General features: G+C 37.9%; 13 protein-coding genes and 1 pseudogene. 8 read left to right on the top strand and 6 right to left on the bottom strand.

The genetic code is table 11. The annotated features are described in order from the left end of the window. Positions 1-696: 696 nt before the first annotated feature. From NMK36_RS08060 to NMK36_RS08050, 3 genes are read right to left on the bottom strand one after another with little or no spacing between them, the layout of a single operon-like run. Complete coding sequence (locus NMK36_RS08060) at positions 697-1,167, bottom strand: hypothetical protein (RefSeq protein WP_072720847.1); 471 nt, start codon at positions 1,165-1,167, stop codon at positions 697-699. Next, on the bottom strand, positions 1,142-2,365 hold the full coding sequence (locus tag NMK36_RS08055; RefSeq protein WP_306341366.1) for an urease accessory protein UreH domain-containing protein: 1,224 nt from the start codon (positions 2,363-2,365) through the stop codon (positions 1,142-1,144). The genes NMK36_RS08060 and NMK36_RS08055 overlap by 26 nt, the downstream gene beginning before the upstream one ends. A gap of 8 nt (positions 2,366-2,373) precedes the next feature. Next, positions 2,374-3,093 (bottom strand): class I SAM-dependent methyltransferase, encoded by a 720-nt coding sequence (locus NMK36_RS08050; protein WP_254173494.1) that lies wholly within the window; start codon positions 3,091-3,093, stop codon positions 2,374-2,376. Between the two features lie 774 nt (positions 3,094-3,867). Between NMK36_RS08050 and NMK36_RS08040 the strand changes: the two genes are divergently transcribed. From NMK36_RS08040 to NMK36_RS08030, 3 genes are all read left to right on the top strand, one after another. Beyond that, complete coding sequence (locus NMK36_RS08040) at positions 3,868-6,399, top strand: mannose-1-phosphate guanyltransferase (RefSeq protein ID WP_254173493.1); 2,532 nt, start codon at positions 3,868-3,870, stop codon at positions 6,397-6,399. Positions 6,400-6,511: 112 nt separating this feature from the next. Then, entirely contained in the window at positions 6,512-7,120 is a 609-nt protein-coding gene (locus NMK36_RS08035; protein WP_072720842.1) for a single-stranded DNA-binding protein, read from the top strand. A 145-nt stretch (positions 7,121-7,265) separates the two neighbouring features. Beyond that, positions 7,266-9,980, top strand: a complete 2,715-nt coding sequence (locus NMK36_RS08030) for a bifunctional diguanylate cyclase/phosphodiesterase (RefSeq protein ID WP_186440432.1) — start codon at positions 7,266-7,268, stop codon at positions 9,978-9,980. A gap of 284 nt (positions 9,981-10,264) precedes the next feature. Here the strand turns inward: NMK36_RS08030 and NMK36_RS08025 are convergent. After that, a pseudogene (locus NMK36_RS08025) lies at positions 10,265-11,336 on the bottom strand (IS1634 family transposase). Positions 11,337-11,770: 434 nt separating this feature from the next. On the opposite strand from NMK36_RS08025, the gene NMK36_RS08020 reads away from it, so the two are divergent. From NMK36_RS08020 to NMK36_RS08005, 4 genes are all read left to right on the top strand, one after another. Next, the gene (locus NMK36_RS08020; protein ID WP_072720839.1) at positions 11,771-12,073 is read left to right on the top strand and encodes an RNA recognition motif domain-containing protein; all 303 of its coding nucleotides are present in this window, start codon (positions 11,771-11,773) and stop codon (positions 12,071-12,073) included. Between the two features lie 184 nt (positions 12,074-12,257). Continuing rightward, on the top strand, positions 12,258-12,578 hold the full coding sequence (locus NMK36_RS08015; protein ID WP_254173492.1) for an RNA recognition motif domain-containing protein: 321 nt from the start codon (positions 12,258-12,260) through the stop codon (positions 12,576-12,578). 293 nt (positions 12,579-12,871) lie between these two features. Beyond that, positions 12,872-15,664, top strand: coding sequence for a TIGR02921 family PEP-CTERM protein (locus NMK36_RS08010; protein WP_254173491.1), 2,793 nt, complete (start codon positions 12,872-12,874; stop codon positions 15,662-15,664). A 3-nt stretch (positions 15,665-15,667) separates the two neighbouring features. Next, on the top strand, positions 15,668-15,898 hold the full coding sequence (locus tag NMK36_RS08005) for a type II toxin-antitoxin system Phd/YefM family antitoxin (RefSeq protein ID WP_072720833.1): 231 nt from the start codon (positions 15,668-15,670) through the stop codon (positions 15,896-15,898). A gap of 51 nt (positions 15,899-15,949) precedes the next feature. Here NMK36_RS08005 and NMK36_RS08000 read toward each other — a convergent pair whose 3' ends face one another. Next, complete coding sequence (locus NMK36_RS08000) at positions 15,950-16,333, bottom strand: type II toxin-antitoxin system VapC family toxin (protein WP_072720830.1); 384 nt, start codon at positions 16,331-16,333, stop codon at positions 15,950-15,952. Between the two features lies 1 nt (position 16,334). Beyond that, positions 16,335-16,556, bottom strand: coding sequence for a type II toxin-antitoxin system VapB family antitoxin (vapB, locus tag NMK36_RS07995; RefSeq protein ID WP_072720828.1), 222 nt, complete (start codon positions 16,554-16,556; stop codon positions 16,335-16,337). A gap of 214 nt (positions 16,557-16,770) precedes the next feature. Here vapB and NMK36_RS07990 point away from each other — a divergent pair, with 214 nt between their 5' ends. Continuing rightward, positions 16,771-17,604 carry an IS630 family transposase gene (locus NMK36_RS07990; RefSeq protein WP_254173490.1) on the top strand — a complete coding sequence of 278 codons (834 nt, stop codon included), beginning with the start codon at positions 16,771-16,773 and terminating at the stop codon, positions 17,602-17,604. Positions 17,605-17,620: the final 16 nt, after the last annotated feature.

Here is a 17,620-nt window from a genome sequence, read left to right as displayed (position 1 = left end):
AATACCTCCTCCTGCCTTCTCTAAAGAAGACTGATTATTGTGATAAGTGAGTTTTAAAAAGTAAGGATGCAGCGATTCACCCCTACAGCATAGGTTTTAGACGAACACCTGTCAGCAGGAAGTTCAGAGATGAGCACTCTCCGAATAGGACGGGAAGGTGTCGCTGTCCCGCAGTAAGTTCTATAGACCAAGATCTATTAAGATTCAAAATCTTATGTACTTCACTCTATCCTTAAAGTTGCATCAACTTGTGATCGCTTTACATGGAGATGTCTAATAACTTCAAATTCAAATCATAAGTTTTCCTTACTGACAGCCCAACAAAAAAGTTTAGGCGTGAGACGAATCCAGTACGCAGAATAGGTGTTGATCACTGTTATAGCACGATTTGAAGCGAGAACAGCGAACCGAGAACATTTCGACAAGCTCAACTACCGTTCATGCCAAAATCTTAGTGCTTTACCGTAACCATTACGCTTTAACGAACTTCTGTTACTTGGGTTAAAAATCGATAACCTTGACCAGGAACCGTTTCAATCGGGCAATCACAGTTATATAGCACTATAGCTGGCTAATTTACGCCTTACCAGTCGCATCCGGGCTGCAACCACTTTGCTAATTGGTTCTTCATCAAGATCCCAAAGTTGCACTAAGGAACAGGGAATTATAAATGTGTAAATAATGATGTTTGGATACTTATCGAACCGTAACCGAATAATCAGCTTTAAACGGTTTAAAACTATTGTTAGTTTTAGCAGTTCCTTTTAATTCCAATTGATAAATTCCCACTGTGGGAAAGATCACCTCGGTTCCGGGAATACCTTGATATTTTTCGGCGGAAATTGCTTTGAGTTGAGGCTGAATTAACGGTTTATCAGTGGCTTTTCTGGGTTCTCGATAAATTGACAATTGACAATTACATTGGGATAAAGGAATCATTTGTCCTCCCCGACGAGTTAAAACAAACCATATCGTTGCTTTTTGTCCGACACGGGGATTATGATTGGGTTCGAGGTGAAATGTTACCGCTACATCCCCAGAAACTTCTACTTCATGAGCGATTGCTGGGTTAATATAGGGAGATTTTTGTAGCGGTGGGAAGGCGAATAATGTTCCCAGAATTAATAATAATTTTAAGGACTTATTTTTGTTTAAGGGGTGCAACATATAACTTTTTTAACCCAAAGAATGACCAAACGGTTTGATAGCGAATTAATAATACCACTAAACTTAACAATAGAAGCAATGCAACTCTAATTTTAATCATTAGGGTTAATTCAAATCCGCCTAAATAGTTTGACCCAATTAAGAGAGTATGAATCACCGCTAAAATAAAGGCTGGAACCGCTAATAAATGAATTCTACGCCAAAGAATACCTAATTGATTTTGAATTTTATCAAAACTGGTAATCGCCAGAGGAACCATTAATAAAAAAGCCAATCCTCCGGCTATAATTCCGCCTTGATGTTGAGGAATCATAAAGTCAAACCCGGTTAAATTCCATTGAAAGGTATGATCTAACATTTGTACCGTATGAACAACGGCTAAGATAAAAGCACTCACTCCAAACACTCGTCTATATTTTAAAGGTTGTGACCATAACCGACTAATAGGACGAGCAATTAAGGCAACTATTAAACAAATTAAGGAACCATAACCAGAATAATCAACATGATTTCCGGTTCTTAATAAGGTTAAAATTCCGATTAATAAAGTAATCCATCCCCCCAGTCTAAACAGTTGACTACGACGGTCTGCGGTGAATTTTCCGGTTAATAATCCCACCCCTAACATCGTTGGGAAGGTTCCTAAACCAAAGGCTAACATCGTTAATATTCCCCAGCCAATATTGCCTGTTTCTGCGGCTTTAATTTGGGCGGTATAGAGAAAGCCACAGGGAATAAAGCCCCAAATTAATCCTAATAATAAGGGAGTAAAAAAATGCTTTTGTAAGGAAACATTCACCATGAGTTTACTCAGGTGATGATGCAAATTTTGGGGAGATAAAGGATGAATAATCGGGAAGCGATGAAAGATTGTGGGGTTAATTTGAGCTAATCCTAAAATAATTAATAATATTCCGGTTAAAATGGCAATTCCTTGGCGAAAAAAACTGCCTATTCCTGCCATTTGCCCACTGGCAATTAAGACCGAACCTACTCCACCAATGAGAGCCCCAACCAAGGCATAACTGAGAATTCGACCTAAATTTAATAACAGATAAAATTGAAAGGGAATTTTACGAGTCGGTAAAGATTCATCGGAAAAGGAAAAGGCAACGGTTAAGGGGCCGCACATTCCCAAACAGTGTCCAAAACTTCCTAGAAATCCCAATGCACCAATTAACAACAGGTCAATGATCATGATTCCGTTTAAAAGCGGATTTTATAAAGTTGAAATAACGTTCCGGGTTTGCGTTTTAAAAGTTTAGCCCCTGTTGATTTAATAAGGGTTTCCCAATTTTCTAAGGGTTCTAAAAACACTTCTGTCCCTAAATAAGTTTCTAAAATTGCCCAATCTTCTGATAATTCAGCGTCGGGAATTAACACATCAAACACAAAATCGCCACCGGGTTTAACCACTCGTTTAACTTCTTTTAAGACTAATTCCCAATAACTCAGAGGATAGTAACAACTCCATCCGGTTGCGATCGCTAAATCAAACTGATGAGCTTCATATTGCAATTGATGACCCGGTGCTAAGGTTACTCCTTTAAACAGTTTAGAATTTAACTGGGGGCCTCGAACATTTAAAGCATCTTTGGCAACGGTACTAATTTCTTGCCCATAAAATAAAGCGTCCCAATCTCGCCAAGGATAGATGAGAAAACTAACCCCACAACCAATATCTAAACAGCGTTGATTTTTGTGAGGTTTGGCAATTTCCCAAAAAGGGGAAGTGATTTTTTCTGCTAAAGTTCCCGCCATACGATCGCGAAAAATTTCTAGGGTTTCTACTTCCGGGGGCAAATCAAATGCACCCCCTTGATATTCTCGGTTAAAACGATGGGCAACGGTCGCCAGTGCCGTTTCCAAGGGGTCAGACCCTACGGATAAATTAAAAAAATTGGATGGATTAGAAGATTTAGCCATTCATTATAGATTTATCTCTATTTTGAGCCTTTTAATGCTTTGGTAAAGTTTTTCCGATAGGAGGAATTGAACACTAACACAGGCCAGAATAATGAAAGGATCAGACGATTCTGGAAACTGCGGTTGAAGTTGGTCTTTTCAAACCCACTCCAAAACTTCCAGATTCCGCCTCCATAAATGACAAGTAGCAATAGGCTAATGATCGAACTCATACCCAAAAGATTTTGCTGTGAAGGATTAAACAGAAGTTAATGGTGATCTATTGTAGCAGTTGATTCGAGAGAAGTGTCATTTATAACCGATGAGTAACTGCTCTCCTCAACCCTCCTGCATCAGTTTCCTCCATTTCCAGCTTGAAAAAAACCTTGCCCCATCTAGTGATTAACGCCTAGGCGGGAGACTTCAGCCGGGGAGAACCCCAAGAGATTAATAAAAATTAACGATTACAATAGATAATCTTTCTATTATTTTGAGCCAGGAAATAAGAAATTTGCTATCCTATGAAGAGTGGGTTGTTAATTCTAATAGTTTTAAGGCCTTTCGATTCAAACTTTAAATCGGTAAGCTGTAGAGTTAATTTCGTTGAAAGCCTCTCCAAAATGATGTCGTATTTTTGATTAAAAATTTGAGTTAATTAGCTCTCAACGATTGTAATGTATTTTCAGTAACCCCCGATTTAAGGAACCCAACACTGATCGGATTCACCTTAACTTAACGGTGAGAAAATCAGGAAAATTTAGATCATTAATCAGCCTAAATCAATCAGGAGGATATATGCGAGCAGTGCTAATGGCGGGTGGATCAGGAACACGACTGCGACCCTTAACGTGCGATCTTCCTAAGCCGATGGTACCGATACTGAATCGTCCCATTGCTGAACATATTATTAATTTACTCAAACAACACAATATTATAGAAATAGTTGCCACATTACATTATCTTCCTGATGTGATGCGCGAATATTTTCATGATGGCAGTGATTTAGGTGTCCAAATTACTTATGCTGTCGAAGAAGATCAACCCCTGGGAACCGCAGGCTGTGTTAAAAATATTGCTGAACTTTTAGATCAAACCTTTTTAGTGATTAGCGGAGATAGTGTTACGGATTTTGATTTAACCGCCGCTATTGAATTTCATCATCGCAAACAATCAAAAGCCACCTTGATTTTAACCCGAATGCCGAATCCTATTGAATTTGGGGTGGTGATTACTGATGAAAATCAGCGCATTCGTCGCTTTTTAGAAAAACCCGCCACCAGTGAAGTTTTTTCCGATACGGTGAATACAGGAACCTATATCTTAGAACCGGAAGTTTTAGAATATCTTCCCTACGATCAAGAATGTGATTTTTCTCAAGATTTATTCCCCTTACTCTTAGAAAAAGATGAACCCATGTATGGGTTTATTGCCAATAACTATTGGTGTGATATTGGTCATTTAGATATCTATCGAGAAGCCCATTATGATGTCTTAATGGGGAAAGTAAAACTTAAAATTCCCTACCCGGAACGCTTTCCGGGGTTGTGGGTGGGAGAAAATACTTATATTGATGAAACAGCCCAAATTGAAACCCCCGTTTTGATTGGTCGCAATTGTCGGATTGGCGCTAGAGCACAAATTGAAGCCGGAACCGTCATTGGGGATAATGTTACCATCGGTGCCGATGCTAATATTAAACGGCCGATTATTTGGAATGGTGCGATTATTGGGGATGATGCCCATTTACGAGCCTGTGTGATTGCTAGAGGAGCGCGTGTAGACCGTCTTGCCCACGTTCTCGAAGGGGCGGTGGTGGGTTCCTTATCCAGTGTGGGAGAAGAAGCCCAAATTAGCCCAGGGGTGCGAGTCTGGCCCAGTAAAAAAATCGAATCCGGCGCGACCCTAAATATTAATTTAATTTGGGGTAATACCGCCCAACGCAATTTATTTGGTCAACGGGGAGTACAAGGATTAGCCAATATTGATATTACGCCGGAATTTGCGGTTAAATTAGGGGCGGCTTTTGGATCAACCTTAAAACCCGGTTCAACGGTGGCGGTTTCGCGAGATCAACGACCGATTTCTCGCATGGTGACTCGTTCCTTAGTGGCGGGTTTAATGTCCGTTGGCATCGATATTATTAACTTAGATGCGACTGCCATTCCGATTACCCGCACGGCCATTCCGTCGTTAAAAGTTGCCGGGGGAATTCACGTCCGACTTTCTCCCGAACGGGCGGATTATCTATTAATTGAATTTTTAGATCATAAAGGAATTAATATTACCAAAGCCAAAGAAAAGAAAATTGAAGGAGCTTATTTTAAAGAAGATTTACGACGGGCGCAAATTCCTGAAATTGGTAACGTCAGTTATACGATTGATTTACTCGATATTTATAGTATCAGCTTTGGAAAACATATCAATCCCGAAGTGTTACGCTACAGTAATGCTAAAGTTGTTATTGATTATGTTTATGCCGTTTCTGGGGCAATTCTACCGCAACTTTTAGCCAAATTTGGCTGTGATGCGGTGGTCTTAAATGCCAGCTTAAATCATACCGCTTTATCGGTTCCTGAACGAGAAAATTTACTCGATCAATTAGGGCGAGTCGTTGAAGCCTTACGCGCTAATTTCGGGGCGCAAGTCTATGCCAACGGCGAACAATTTATGTTAGTCGATGAAACCGGAAGTCCCATTCGGGGAGAAATCTTAACCTCGTTGATGGTGAATATGGTTTTAACCTCCCATCCCCGCAGTACCGTTGTAGTTCCAGTTCATACTTCCGCCGCCATTGAACAAATAGCCCGCCGTTATCATGCCAAAGTCATTCGCACCAAAGCCAACCCGACGGCTTTAATGGAAGCCTGTCACCGCAACCCGAATGTAGTTTTAGGCGGAAGTGGAGATATGGGGTTTATTTTCCCCCAACTGCATCCAGGGTTTGATGCCATGTTTTCTATTGCTAAAATTATAGAAATGTTAACGACCCAAGAGCGATCGCTCACCCAAGTTCGGGCAGATTTACCCCATGTTGTCCATCGTCGGTATACCGTGCGTTGTCCCTGGACAATTAAAGGCGGATTGATGCGACATTTAGTTGAAACTCATTCCCCAGAAAACCTAGAATTAATTGATGGGGTCAAATTAATTAATTACCAAGATGATAACTGGGTGTTGATTTTACCCGATGCTGGAGAACCTCTGGTTCACATTTTTGCCAATAGTGTTGATCGCGATTGGGTTGATACAACCTTGCGAGAATATCGCAATTTAGTCCATGAGTTTGTGAATCAATCCCAAGGGATGGAACACCCAGATGATGTTTAACATCCAAAATTAACAGAAAAAGAGTTTAAAGATTAGACTAAAAATGTCATGATCAAAAAAACTCAACTCCCAGGGAGTTTTTAACCTTGTACTGGAATTTGTTGCTTAACCTATGAACAGTATTATTTTGATGGCGGAGATTGTTGAAGATCCGCAACTACGTTATACCTCTGATAGTCAACTCGCCCTAACAGAAATGTTAGTTCAGTTTCCAGCACTGCGGGATGTCGATCCTCCTTCCACCTTAAGAGTCATTGCTTGGGGAAATTTTGCCCAAGAAGTTCATGAAAAATATCATCAAGGCGATCAAATCATTATTGAAGGTCGTTTAGGAATGAATCTGATTGAGCGAAAAGAAGGGTTTAAAGAAAAACGGGCAGAATTAACGGCTCAACGGATTTATCCGGTGCAAATGCCATTCAAAACTCAATCTCAACATTCTGATCCCACAGCCACTAACCCTAATAAAGTGGTTCCTTTAGGATCTCGCCGCGCCAGCACTCCAACTTCTGTTTCTGAAGATTCCCTAGAATCCCGTCGCCCCCCAGCTAATCCCAGCCCCAGTCGAGTCACTCCCCCCAGCGAACCGGAAAACCCGGATTATGATCCGATTCCCTTTAAACGGGCGGTTGCATTTTCAAGTGTTGAAGCGGGACTGGTTGAGGGTTGGGAATTAGAGATCAATCGTCCCCGTGTTGGATTTGAGTGGACAAAATTTTAATTGCAGTTTGTAGAAGCGCTGAAATTTAGGAACAAAGCGCTCTACAAAAGGATTCATTGTTCAGAAACGATGACTGATGCAATGTCAGCGATTTGAATTGAGTCATCCGTTGATTAGGCTTTACTTTTTAAGGAGATCAGCACTTGTGAAGTTGCCACTCCGTCAATTGCTTGTTATTCCGTTTGTGTTACAAATCTCTATTGTAGTCGGAATGACAGGATTTTTTTCCTATAAAAACGGACAGAAAGCAGTCAACGATTTAGTAATTCAGTTGCATCAAGAAATTAGTACCCGCATTGAGTTAAACCTAAAAACGTATCTGAATGCAGCCCATCTTGTCAATCAGACGAATCAAAATGTCCTGAGTGAAAAATTATTCGTCTTAAAAGATGTAACCCGTTTTAAACCTTGGTTTCTTCACCAATTCTATGCTTTTCCCTCTGTGGATTATATCGCCTGGGGAAATGAGCAAGGAGAATATTTGGGAATCAAGAGAAGTCAAAATCAGCAATTTCAGCTAGAAATTGTTCAAGCTTTCACTCAAAATCAGTATTATACCTACGCTTTGAATTCTAATGGCAAACCGGGTCAACTCTTAAGAATATTTCCTAATTATGATCCCCGCACTCGCCCTTGGTATCAAGCTGCTATTCAAGCGAAAAAAGCAACTTGGAGTCCGATTTATTTATGGTTTGATCACAGCACCTTAGCCATTGATGCGGTCTTACCGATTTATAATCAACAAGGCCGTTTATTAGGAGTCCTGGATACACCTTTAACCTTATCAGAAATTAGTGATGTTCTGCGAGGGTTGAAAATTGGTCAATCTGGACAAAGTTTTATTATTGAGCGTTCCGGGATGTTGGTTGCTAGTTCTTCTAGGAGTAATCCTTTTAGGGTTAAACAGGGTCAACTCCAAAGAATTAAAGCCATAGAAAGTCAAGAGTTTTGGATTCGAGAAACTACGAAACAGTTACAAAATCAGGTTCAGAGTTTTCAGCAGATTCAAGGAGCGGTTTTCTTGGATTTTAAATGGGATAATAAACGATACATTGCACAAATTTTTCCCTATTTAGATGGAAAAGGAATTGATTGGTTAATTTGTGTTGTTGTTCCTGAAAGTGATTTTATGACTCCGATTACAGAGGCTCAAAAAATTACGATTTTGCTGTGTTTTTTGGCTTTGGGTATTGCTACTGGTCTGGGAATAATAACGGCTCATTGGATTACGGCTCCCATTATTCAATTAAGTCAAGCTAGTCAAGCGATCGCTCAAGGAGAATTAGACCAAAAGATTGAACTCAATCGCACAGATGAACTGGGAATTTTAGCTCGGTCATTTAATCTCATGGCAATGCAGTTAAAGGCTGCTTTTGAGAAATTAGAAGTGCGAGTGCAAGAACGCACGGCAGAATTGCAACAAGCCAAAGCAGCGATTGAAAGTTCTAATAAAGAATTAGAGGATCGAGTCTATCAACGAACAGCAGAACTTTCTTTAGCTTTAGAACATTTAAAAAAAACACAAGCAGAATTATTAAAACGGGAAGAAAAACTCAAATTTGATGCGTTTCATGATAGTTTGACTGGGTTAAAAAATCGAACCTGGCTGTTAAATAGACTCCAGTATTTAATTCAAAAAACAAACCATAAAAAGCATTATTTATATGCAATTTTGTTTTTAGATTTAGACCGATTTAAAGTCATTAATGATAGCTTGGGTCATTTAGTCGGAGATGAATTATTAAAAAGTGTTGCCCACCGTTTAACAACGATCGTCAAATTTAAGGATACTGTTGCACGAATCGGAGGAGATGAATTTATTATTTTATTAGAAAATATTAAAGATGTCAATGAAGCAACAGATGTAGCTCAACGAATTATTGAACAGCTTAAACATCCTTTTTATATTCATCAAAATCCGATTTTTACAGGGGTTAGTATTGGGATTTCCCTTAGTTCAATGGGATATTCTCAACCAGAAGAGGTGATTCGAGATGCGGATATTGCGATGTATCATGCCAAGCGTTTAGGGAAGGGATGTTATCAAGTTTTAACCAGTGCGATGCAAATTCCAGCCATGGAACGGTTGCAACTAGAAAATCATTTAAGAGAAGCATTAATTCGAGAAGAATTTTTATTATATTATCAACCGATTATTTCTTTAGAGACAAGACGATTGATTGGATTTGAAGCGTTAATTCGTTGGAATCATCCTCATAGAAATATGATTAGTCCCAGTGAATTTATCCCCATTGCTGAAGAAACAGGATTAATTCAAGCCATTGATTTATGGGTCTTAAAAGAAGCCTGTCAGCAAATGAATTACTGGAACCAACAATTTCCTGATTTACCTCCGTTGAGTATGAGTGTTAATCTCTCTCCTGTTGATTTAAGGCAAGTTAATTTAATCGAAAATTTTAAAAAAATTCTTGAAAATTATCCGCTTAAAAATTGGCTATTAAAGCTAGAAGTGACTGAAACGTGTTTTTTGGAATTTTTAACCTTTGAACAAAGTTTACTTCAACAACTTCAAGAACTCGGAATAAAATTGTGTATTGATGATTTTGGAACCGGATATTCTTCTTTAAGTCGGCTCCATAACTTTCCACTCTGCACTTTAAAAATTGATCGTTCTTTTGTGAGCAAAATCCAGTCTGAAACCGAAGGAACAGAAATTATTCACACGATTATTATGTTAGCTCATAGCCTAGGGATGGATGTAGTCGCTGAAGGAATTGAAACCCCAATTCAACTGGAAAAATTAAAAGAGTTGGGATGCAATTATGGACAGGGTTATTTAATTTCTCAACCGTTAGATCGTTTAAAAACCACAGAATTTTTAATCCGCTTTCTTTCTTAAGATTCATCCCACATTCCGCAGATGGGCATCGAATTTTCCACTAATTCTAAAAAATTGAAAACCCTTACAGTTCTTCGTTGAACTTCCGAGGCTTTACTATCAGATTTTATAGCGTATTTACCGGTTTTTAACTAAACATAAATAATTGCTATTTTTTCATAGAAATAGAATCCTCTTTTTTTAACACATTTGTATTTTATAACCAAGTTCGTTCCAGCCAAGAGTTCTCATCTTGACTCATAACTTAGATTTGTTTTTAACTATTTTCCCCTTTCTCTCAATCTTTATCCCCCAGAAATCATTAAATAGTATTCACAGCAAGATTTCCCTAGATGCTGCAATATTTCTTGACGTTCTTGGGTTAAGTTACTCACTTGTTTCTCCCCATTTATCCTGACTAAATGTACCGCTTGGAACATTTGAAATATCCACCGCATTGTCGGTTTATTCGTTAATTTTTTGACCTGATTTCTCACCCCTTCTTGGGCTGCTTCTAATTGTTTTCTCAATTTTCTTTGCGCTAGGTTATACACTAACAAGCACAATCCCATTATCATCGCTATTACTTCCACTCTCTCTGGTTTTTTCACGAATACACTCGCTGTAAAAAATAAATGGCACTCTCGTTATCCATTTCATTCCTGTCATTGCTCCTATATTCTCTGCTGTGTATAACGCACTGTCTGCTACACATATTCCTTCAAATGTCCATTGATGAGTAAATTCTTTTAGTCTTTCTACAAATACACTTTTATCATCGGCATTTCCATCATCTATTTTTAGATATAATGGCACATCTCCATCTCCACTTACCACCATATCTATTATAAATTGCTTCAGATCTGGTCTTTTATCTCTTGAGTATCCATGCACTATTTTTATCGCTTTCATTTCTTCTTCTTCTTCCTGATTTTCTTCTTCCTTACTTTTGTATTCTCCCTCTACTGATATCGAACTACTATCTAGGTGTACGTTCTCCCTTTCTACTTGAAATTTTTGAGCAGCTTTTAGGGCTATTGCTGTGAATAACTTTGTTGTTCCTACTTCATAATATTTATCTAATGCTCTTCCAATTCGGTCATCATTTAGTTGCTCTGCTGTTACTCCTTCCCCTATTAAATGCTCTGTTGCCTTCCCGATGAAAAAGTTCTCGAATAGGTACAACGGCGCGCTCAAAAACCCTAATCCATTCAAAATCATTGCTTTCATTACCTGTCCTGGGCTTACTGCTTCTTTTGCTCTTAATCCCACTTTTTTATTCACTTCTTCTACTAATTCCATCTCATCTATTATCCCTGCCACTATTCCTAAATGGTCTAAATTTACGATTTCCATCGCTTCTAGGGGGTTTTTCATCTTTTTATTTGTTCAGTTACTCCAATTATTATTCTATATTAAAAATAGCCCAAATCATTACATGGCAATCATTTGGGCTTTTATTTAGAACAATTTAATTGAAAATCCAATTGGCTTAAATATCTGCGGAATGTGGGATTCATTGCAACCGCATCATAATAAATACTGAAATTTTTCTTTACAATCTGTAACAATGTAACAAAAACAAGATACAATCGCTGTATATGAGAATTATTATAAAAAAATTTAAGTCTATCAAAAGATAGATATAGTTTTTTGGGAAAAAAATGTTATTATCTTAAAAAGATTAGATATCGGTAGCCTAGTTTGCGATGGCATCAGGAACAATTTTGCTCTCTATGTGTAAGTTCTGCCCGCGTCCCTCCGAATTCCAATCTCCGCACACCCTTGATTTTTGACTGAAAAGGTAAGTAATGACGATCTATGTAGGTAATTTGTCTTACGACGTCACAGAAGACGATCTCAGAGAAGTTTTTACTGAGTATGGTTCTGTGAAAGAAGTTCAAATCCCTGTTGACCGGGAAACTCGGAAAAAACGGGGATTTGGCTTTGTTGAAATGATGACTGATGATGAAGAAACTAAAGCCATTAATGAACTTGATGGTGCTGAGTGGATGAGTCGAGTTCTGAAAGTGAATAAAGCTCGACCCCGTGAAGAACGGAAACCCGCCAGAGGGAGTTGGGGAAATAAACAAAATTATTCCCGTCGCTACTAAGTGAGTGATTTAACGCAACATTAATTCGGATCTGTTTTTTAACAGGTTGTGCTAGAGTAATCAGTGAGAGTAAAATTCGGTTGTAGCTTTTGTTTGTAGTCTTGATGGGCATTTCCCGTTTGGTTTGGACAGGCTTCTCTCCGAAATTCCAACCTCTGCACTGTCTTGATTTTGGAGATAACCCATGTCTATTTATGTCGGCAATCTTTCCTACGAAGTCACCCAAGACGATCTAACCAGCGTGTTTGCAGAATATGGTTCTGTTAAACGGGTTCAGCTTCCTAAAGACCGTGAAACTGGTAAGGTACGTGGCTTTGCTTTTGTAGAAATGGAAACGGAAGCGGAAGAAGCAACCGCCATTGATGAACTCGATGGCGCGGAATGGATGGGTCGGAGCATGAAAGTGAATAAAGCCAAACCCCGTGAAAATGCAGGGGGTGGTAATGGTTCCTTTGGTGGTGGTGGTCGTAGTGGTGGTGGTGGTCGTGGTGGTCGTCGCTACTAAACAACTCTTGGACTGGTTATTTCGATTCAGATTGAACCCCATCAGTTCCTAGATTTCATCCCCTAAAAGAAAGAAAGCTCAAGCTTTTTTGTGGCTTGGGCTTTTTTTATGTTTAAATCTAATATTTTTATTTTTGAATTGAGTAATTGGGTTGAGTAACAAATTGTAAAGTTCTGCCTCGGAAATTCAGTAATCACTGATAGCTCAACTGTAGATGGTTAAACTAGAAAATGAAGTTAGGCCCAAAATTTTCTGTTTAACTTTTATCTTCCTAAAGGCGTTGATGGAGTGATATGAATCTAACGAAAACCCTACATTCCCTATTCAAAGTAATTTTTTGGGTTTGGAATGCAACCTTCCTAGGTGTTGTTTATCTTTGGATTTTACCTTTTCTGGCGATTTTCTTAGTGGTAGCAACCTTTACCGGGGAAATTGAACTAGAATTTACCCTCACTATTCTCGCTTTAATTGCAATTCCCACCGTTTGTACCGCTATAGGCTCACGATATTTTCGTCAACGACCTATTGAGTTAATCCGATTATTTTATGGTGTAGAAGCACCCCTGTTTCTCTTTTGTTTGGTACGATTATTTATTTTCCGAGAACTCACTCCAGCCAGCCGTTTAGTTTTAAGTACAATTCTGATTTGTATTTCTGCTTTTTTCGTAGAATTATTATGGGGATATTTAGGAAATAAGCAGAATAAAACTCATCGATTTTTATCAGGAATCCAACTGGTTATCCATAGCTTAATGTTATTAGTCGGGTTATATGTGGGAATTTTCCTCTTCTATTATGCTGTTCCCCTTGCTGTTATTCTCCTGCGCCAGTTCTTTTCATTGCAATGGTTAACTTTTCTGTGGGAATCTTTAACTCATGATTTCTTATTATCTTTTTCTATAGTGACAATTCTATTGACAGGAACAGCCACCCTATTTTTAGGAATGCCTTCCGCTTTTGTTGCCCTTTATATTCATTCAGGACAACGAATTATACGCAACTTTGCTACTCAATATGGTCGTATTCGTACTACCCAAATTATATTAGGAACCCTAACCCTTTGGATAATTTTATTTATAAATTTTATCCATCAACCGCAAGTTTTAGCCTTTCAAAAGTTAGAAACAATTCCCCAAACTGATCAACAAAAACAAGAATTATTAGCCGAATCTCAACCCATCCGTAAAGGATTAATTAATGCCTATCTATCCGCCTATCGTTATTTAGGAGCCGTCAAAGATAGTAATTCTATTGAGAGAATATACAAAGATGTTTTTAACCTGCCTCAACCTCTCTTAGATACCATTCAGAATAGTTATAATCAAGTGATGTCCCCCTTTCTCTATCAAGGAGATTTAGATAAAGATGCGGAGAAAGCCGAAAAACTCTATGCTGATTTTTTTGATACTTCCATTCAAAAAGGAGAACGGCTTGCGATTCAACACGCACTCAAATCTACTGCTATTTTAGATGAAGCGAAAGCAGGGTTATTGAATATTAATCAGAAGAAAGTTTGGTTAGCAAAACAAGACGTTACGGTTCAAGAAAAGGGAGACTGGGGAGAGGTAGAAATCCATGAAGTATATCAAAATCAAACCAACGATGTAGAAGAAATTTTTTACTCCTTTTCCTTACCCGAAACAGCCGTAATTACAGGTCTTTGGTTAGGAGATACGAATAATAAAGCGACTCGTTTTCCCTTTACCGTTTCCCCCAGAGGTGCGGCTCAAAAAGTGTATAATTCCCAAGTCAAACGGGAACGTCCTGTTGACCCAGCATTATTAGAACAAGTCGGAACCCAACATTATCGACTGCGCGCTTTTCCGATTCCTGCTAAATCAACTTCTTGGAATATAAATAATTCGAGTCTTCCTACAGAATTGCATCTTTGGTTAACCTATAAAGTCATGGGTCAAGGGAATCAATGGCCCTTACCTAAAGTGGGTGAAAAACGCAATATTTTCTGGACAAAAAGCACCCAACGCATTCGCAATCAAAAAAGAATTAGAGGGTTTGACAAGAATTGGTTAGAGGCAAGTTTACCCGCTTCTAAAGCGTCAATTCAATCCCATCAAGTTAGTTTAGAAGGCTACAAAATTACCGCTCAACCTTTAACTGAAAAAGATTATAGTTTACCCCAAGGGAAACAATTTGCAATTATTCTGGATACTTCTCGAAGTATGGGAAACCATCAACAGGAATTAGCTAAAAGCTTAGACTGGTTTAAAACTAATGTTCTTCCAAATAATCAAGCGGATTTATATGTAACCGCAACGGAAGGAAATCAACCCCAATTAATTGATGATTTGCATCAGTTTCAGGTGAATCAAAAAGCCTTTTATGGAACCCTGCAAATTAAGGAAATGTTACGTCAATTTATGGAGTTGAAGGGAAATAAACCCTATGACGGGATTATATTAATTAGCGATGAAGGAAGTTATGAACTATCAGAAGATAAAACAAGGGTTCCTCAGATTTCTGTTCCCCTGTGGATTGTCCATTTAGGCTCCCTTGCTCCGGCTTATGAAGATGGAACCTTAAAGATGATTCAAACCAGTGGTGGTGGCGTTTCTACTGATATTTCTGAGGTAATGAAACGCATCGCAACCACTGAACAATTAACCCAGAAATTAGTCAGTTCACCCCAACCCAAGCCGACCGTTTTAACGGTAGCAGATGGTTATGAGTGGTTCATGGAAAAAACCACAGAAAAACCTACAAATTCTCAGGGGTTTGAACCTATCGTCGCACGATTATTAGTTCGGGGATTAAGTCAGAAAACCTCGGATCAACAATTAACAGAATTAGATGGGATTCATGCGATCGCCAAAACCTATAATATTGTTACCCCTTATTCTTCAATGATTGTTTTAGTTAATGATGAACAACGTCAAGCTCTAAAAGCCGCAGAAGCTTCTGCTGATCGATTTAATCGTAAGATTGAAACGGGGAAAGAACAGTTAAATAAACCCAATAATCCCTTAAATAATACGGCTAGTGTTCCTGAACCGGGAATGGTCGTTGGCTTAGGAATTATTGGGTTATTTATGATTGTTAAATCTCAAAAAAATAATATGAACCCTTAAAAAATGACACAAATTACCACGACTGAATTACCTCAAACCTTCCAAACTCTATTAATAGAGGTCGAACGTACCAAAACCCCCCTAACTGTTATTCATAAAGGAAAACCATTAGTAATTATCTATCCTGCCAACAGCCAACATTCACGCTCCGCTTTTGGGGCTATGAAAGGAAGTGGTAAAATATTAGGAGATTTAATCATTTCTGTTGCCGAACCTTGGGAGGTTTTAGAGTGAAACTTCTGGCTGATCTTTTCCCTGATGCTAGTCATGTTCAGTTTCATGACCTTATAACCACAACCTCTGAATTAGATAATTATCAAAAGCTGGATCACGACTAATTAAAATAAGGGAATGATTCATCGCCTGTGCTACGAGGATGCGATCAAAAGGATCTCGGTGATGTAGGGGCAGATTTGCATAAAACTCGGTATCTTTAACTGTAATTGGTAGAATTTGAACATTAAGATATTGCAATTCCTTTGATAAATCTTCAAAGGGTCGATTGAGTTGAAGCTTACCGATATTAATTTTAATTGATATTTCCCAAAGGCTGGCAATACTAAAATACAAATCGGTTTTAGTATCAATTACTTCTTTCGCTTTACTGCCTAGATTAGGATCGCCAGTTAAATACCACAAAAAGGCATGAGTATCTAACAAAAATGTCATCTTACATATATTCCTTTAGATCTTCAAGTGGTTGATCGAAATCATCAGACATAAAGATCTGACCAACCCAACTTCCATAACCCTGAAATTCTTCAAGTTTTTCTTGAGATGATTCACTTTTGGCGTGTTTCTCAAGTAGATATTGTGCATAATCCAATATCTCTTTTTTTAAAGATTCTGGCATCTTGACGATAGTTTGAAAAATCTCTATATCAATAGTCATGATTACTAGGCAATATTGGCAAGATTATTTTTACTTATTATACCATAATTACATTGATATGAAGAAAACTGGTGATATAATAAATTAAGTAATTCTGAGAGTGCAATGGCTAAACTTCAGATTGAAAACTTGCCTGATGAACTATAGCAGTCCTAAATCATTATCAAGAGCATGATATAATGATATACACTACTTGATTATAACAATAAAAATTATGAATGGCTTACAACAGGCAGAAAAAGAGGGGAACAAAGAAATAGCTGAATTAGAAATTTTAATTGAGAGTAATCTAAAGTATTGGGATTTAGATGAGTTAGTTATTTATGTGGAGCAAGAATTTGGGGTAATATATAAATCCAAACAAAGCTACTATAAACTGTTTGAGCAGGCAAATATTAGTTGGAAGAAGTCTCAGAAAGTGAATCCCAAATTTAGCGAAGAGCAGGTAAAAAAAAAGAGAGAAGAAATTAATGAGATGTTATCGAAACAAAAGACTGGCATAGAATCGGGGGAAGTAATAGTATTTTTTTTAGATGAATGTCATCTACTTCATGGAGATGTTAAGGGCTACGTTTGGGGTCAATCAAATCTAAGAATTGAAGTTCCAATTACCAATGAAAAAGAGCGACAAACTTATTTTGGAGCACTGAATTATCAAAGTAAAAGATTCCACGTTCAAAGTTACCCATCTGGGGATGGAAAATCAACAGTTGAATTTATAAAATACTTACAAAACCAATATAAAAACAAGAAAATTATCTTAATTTGGGATGGAGCCACCTATCATAGATTTGGAGAATTTAGAAAATTTTTATCAGAAATAAATGAGGATAAAGAACCTGATGATTTTTTAATTACTTGTATTTTATTTGCTCCTAATGCTCCGCAACAAAATCCGGTTGAAGATATTTGGTTACAAGCGAAAAACTTTTTGAGGAAGTATTGGTATTTATGCAAGTCGTTTAAGATTATCAAATTTTTGTTTGAGTTCTTTACCAAAGAACATAAATTTGATTTTCCCAAAATTCATCAGTATACTTATACATAGAAAATCATTTAGGATT

Source organism: Planktothrix pseudagardhii, assembly GCF_904830925.1.
Lineage (GTDB): Bacteria > Cyanobacteriota > Cyanobacteriia > Cyanobacteriales > Microcoleaceae > Planktothrix > Planktothrix tepida.
Note: the sequence above shows the minus strand (reverse complement) of the source record. Positions and strands in the feature narration are given on the sequence as shown.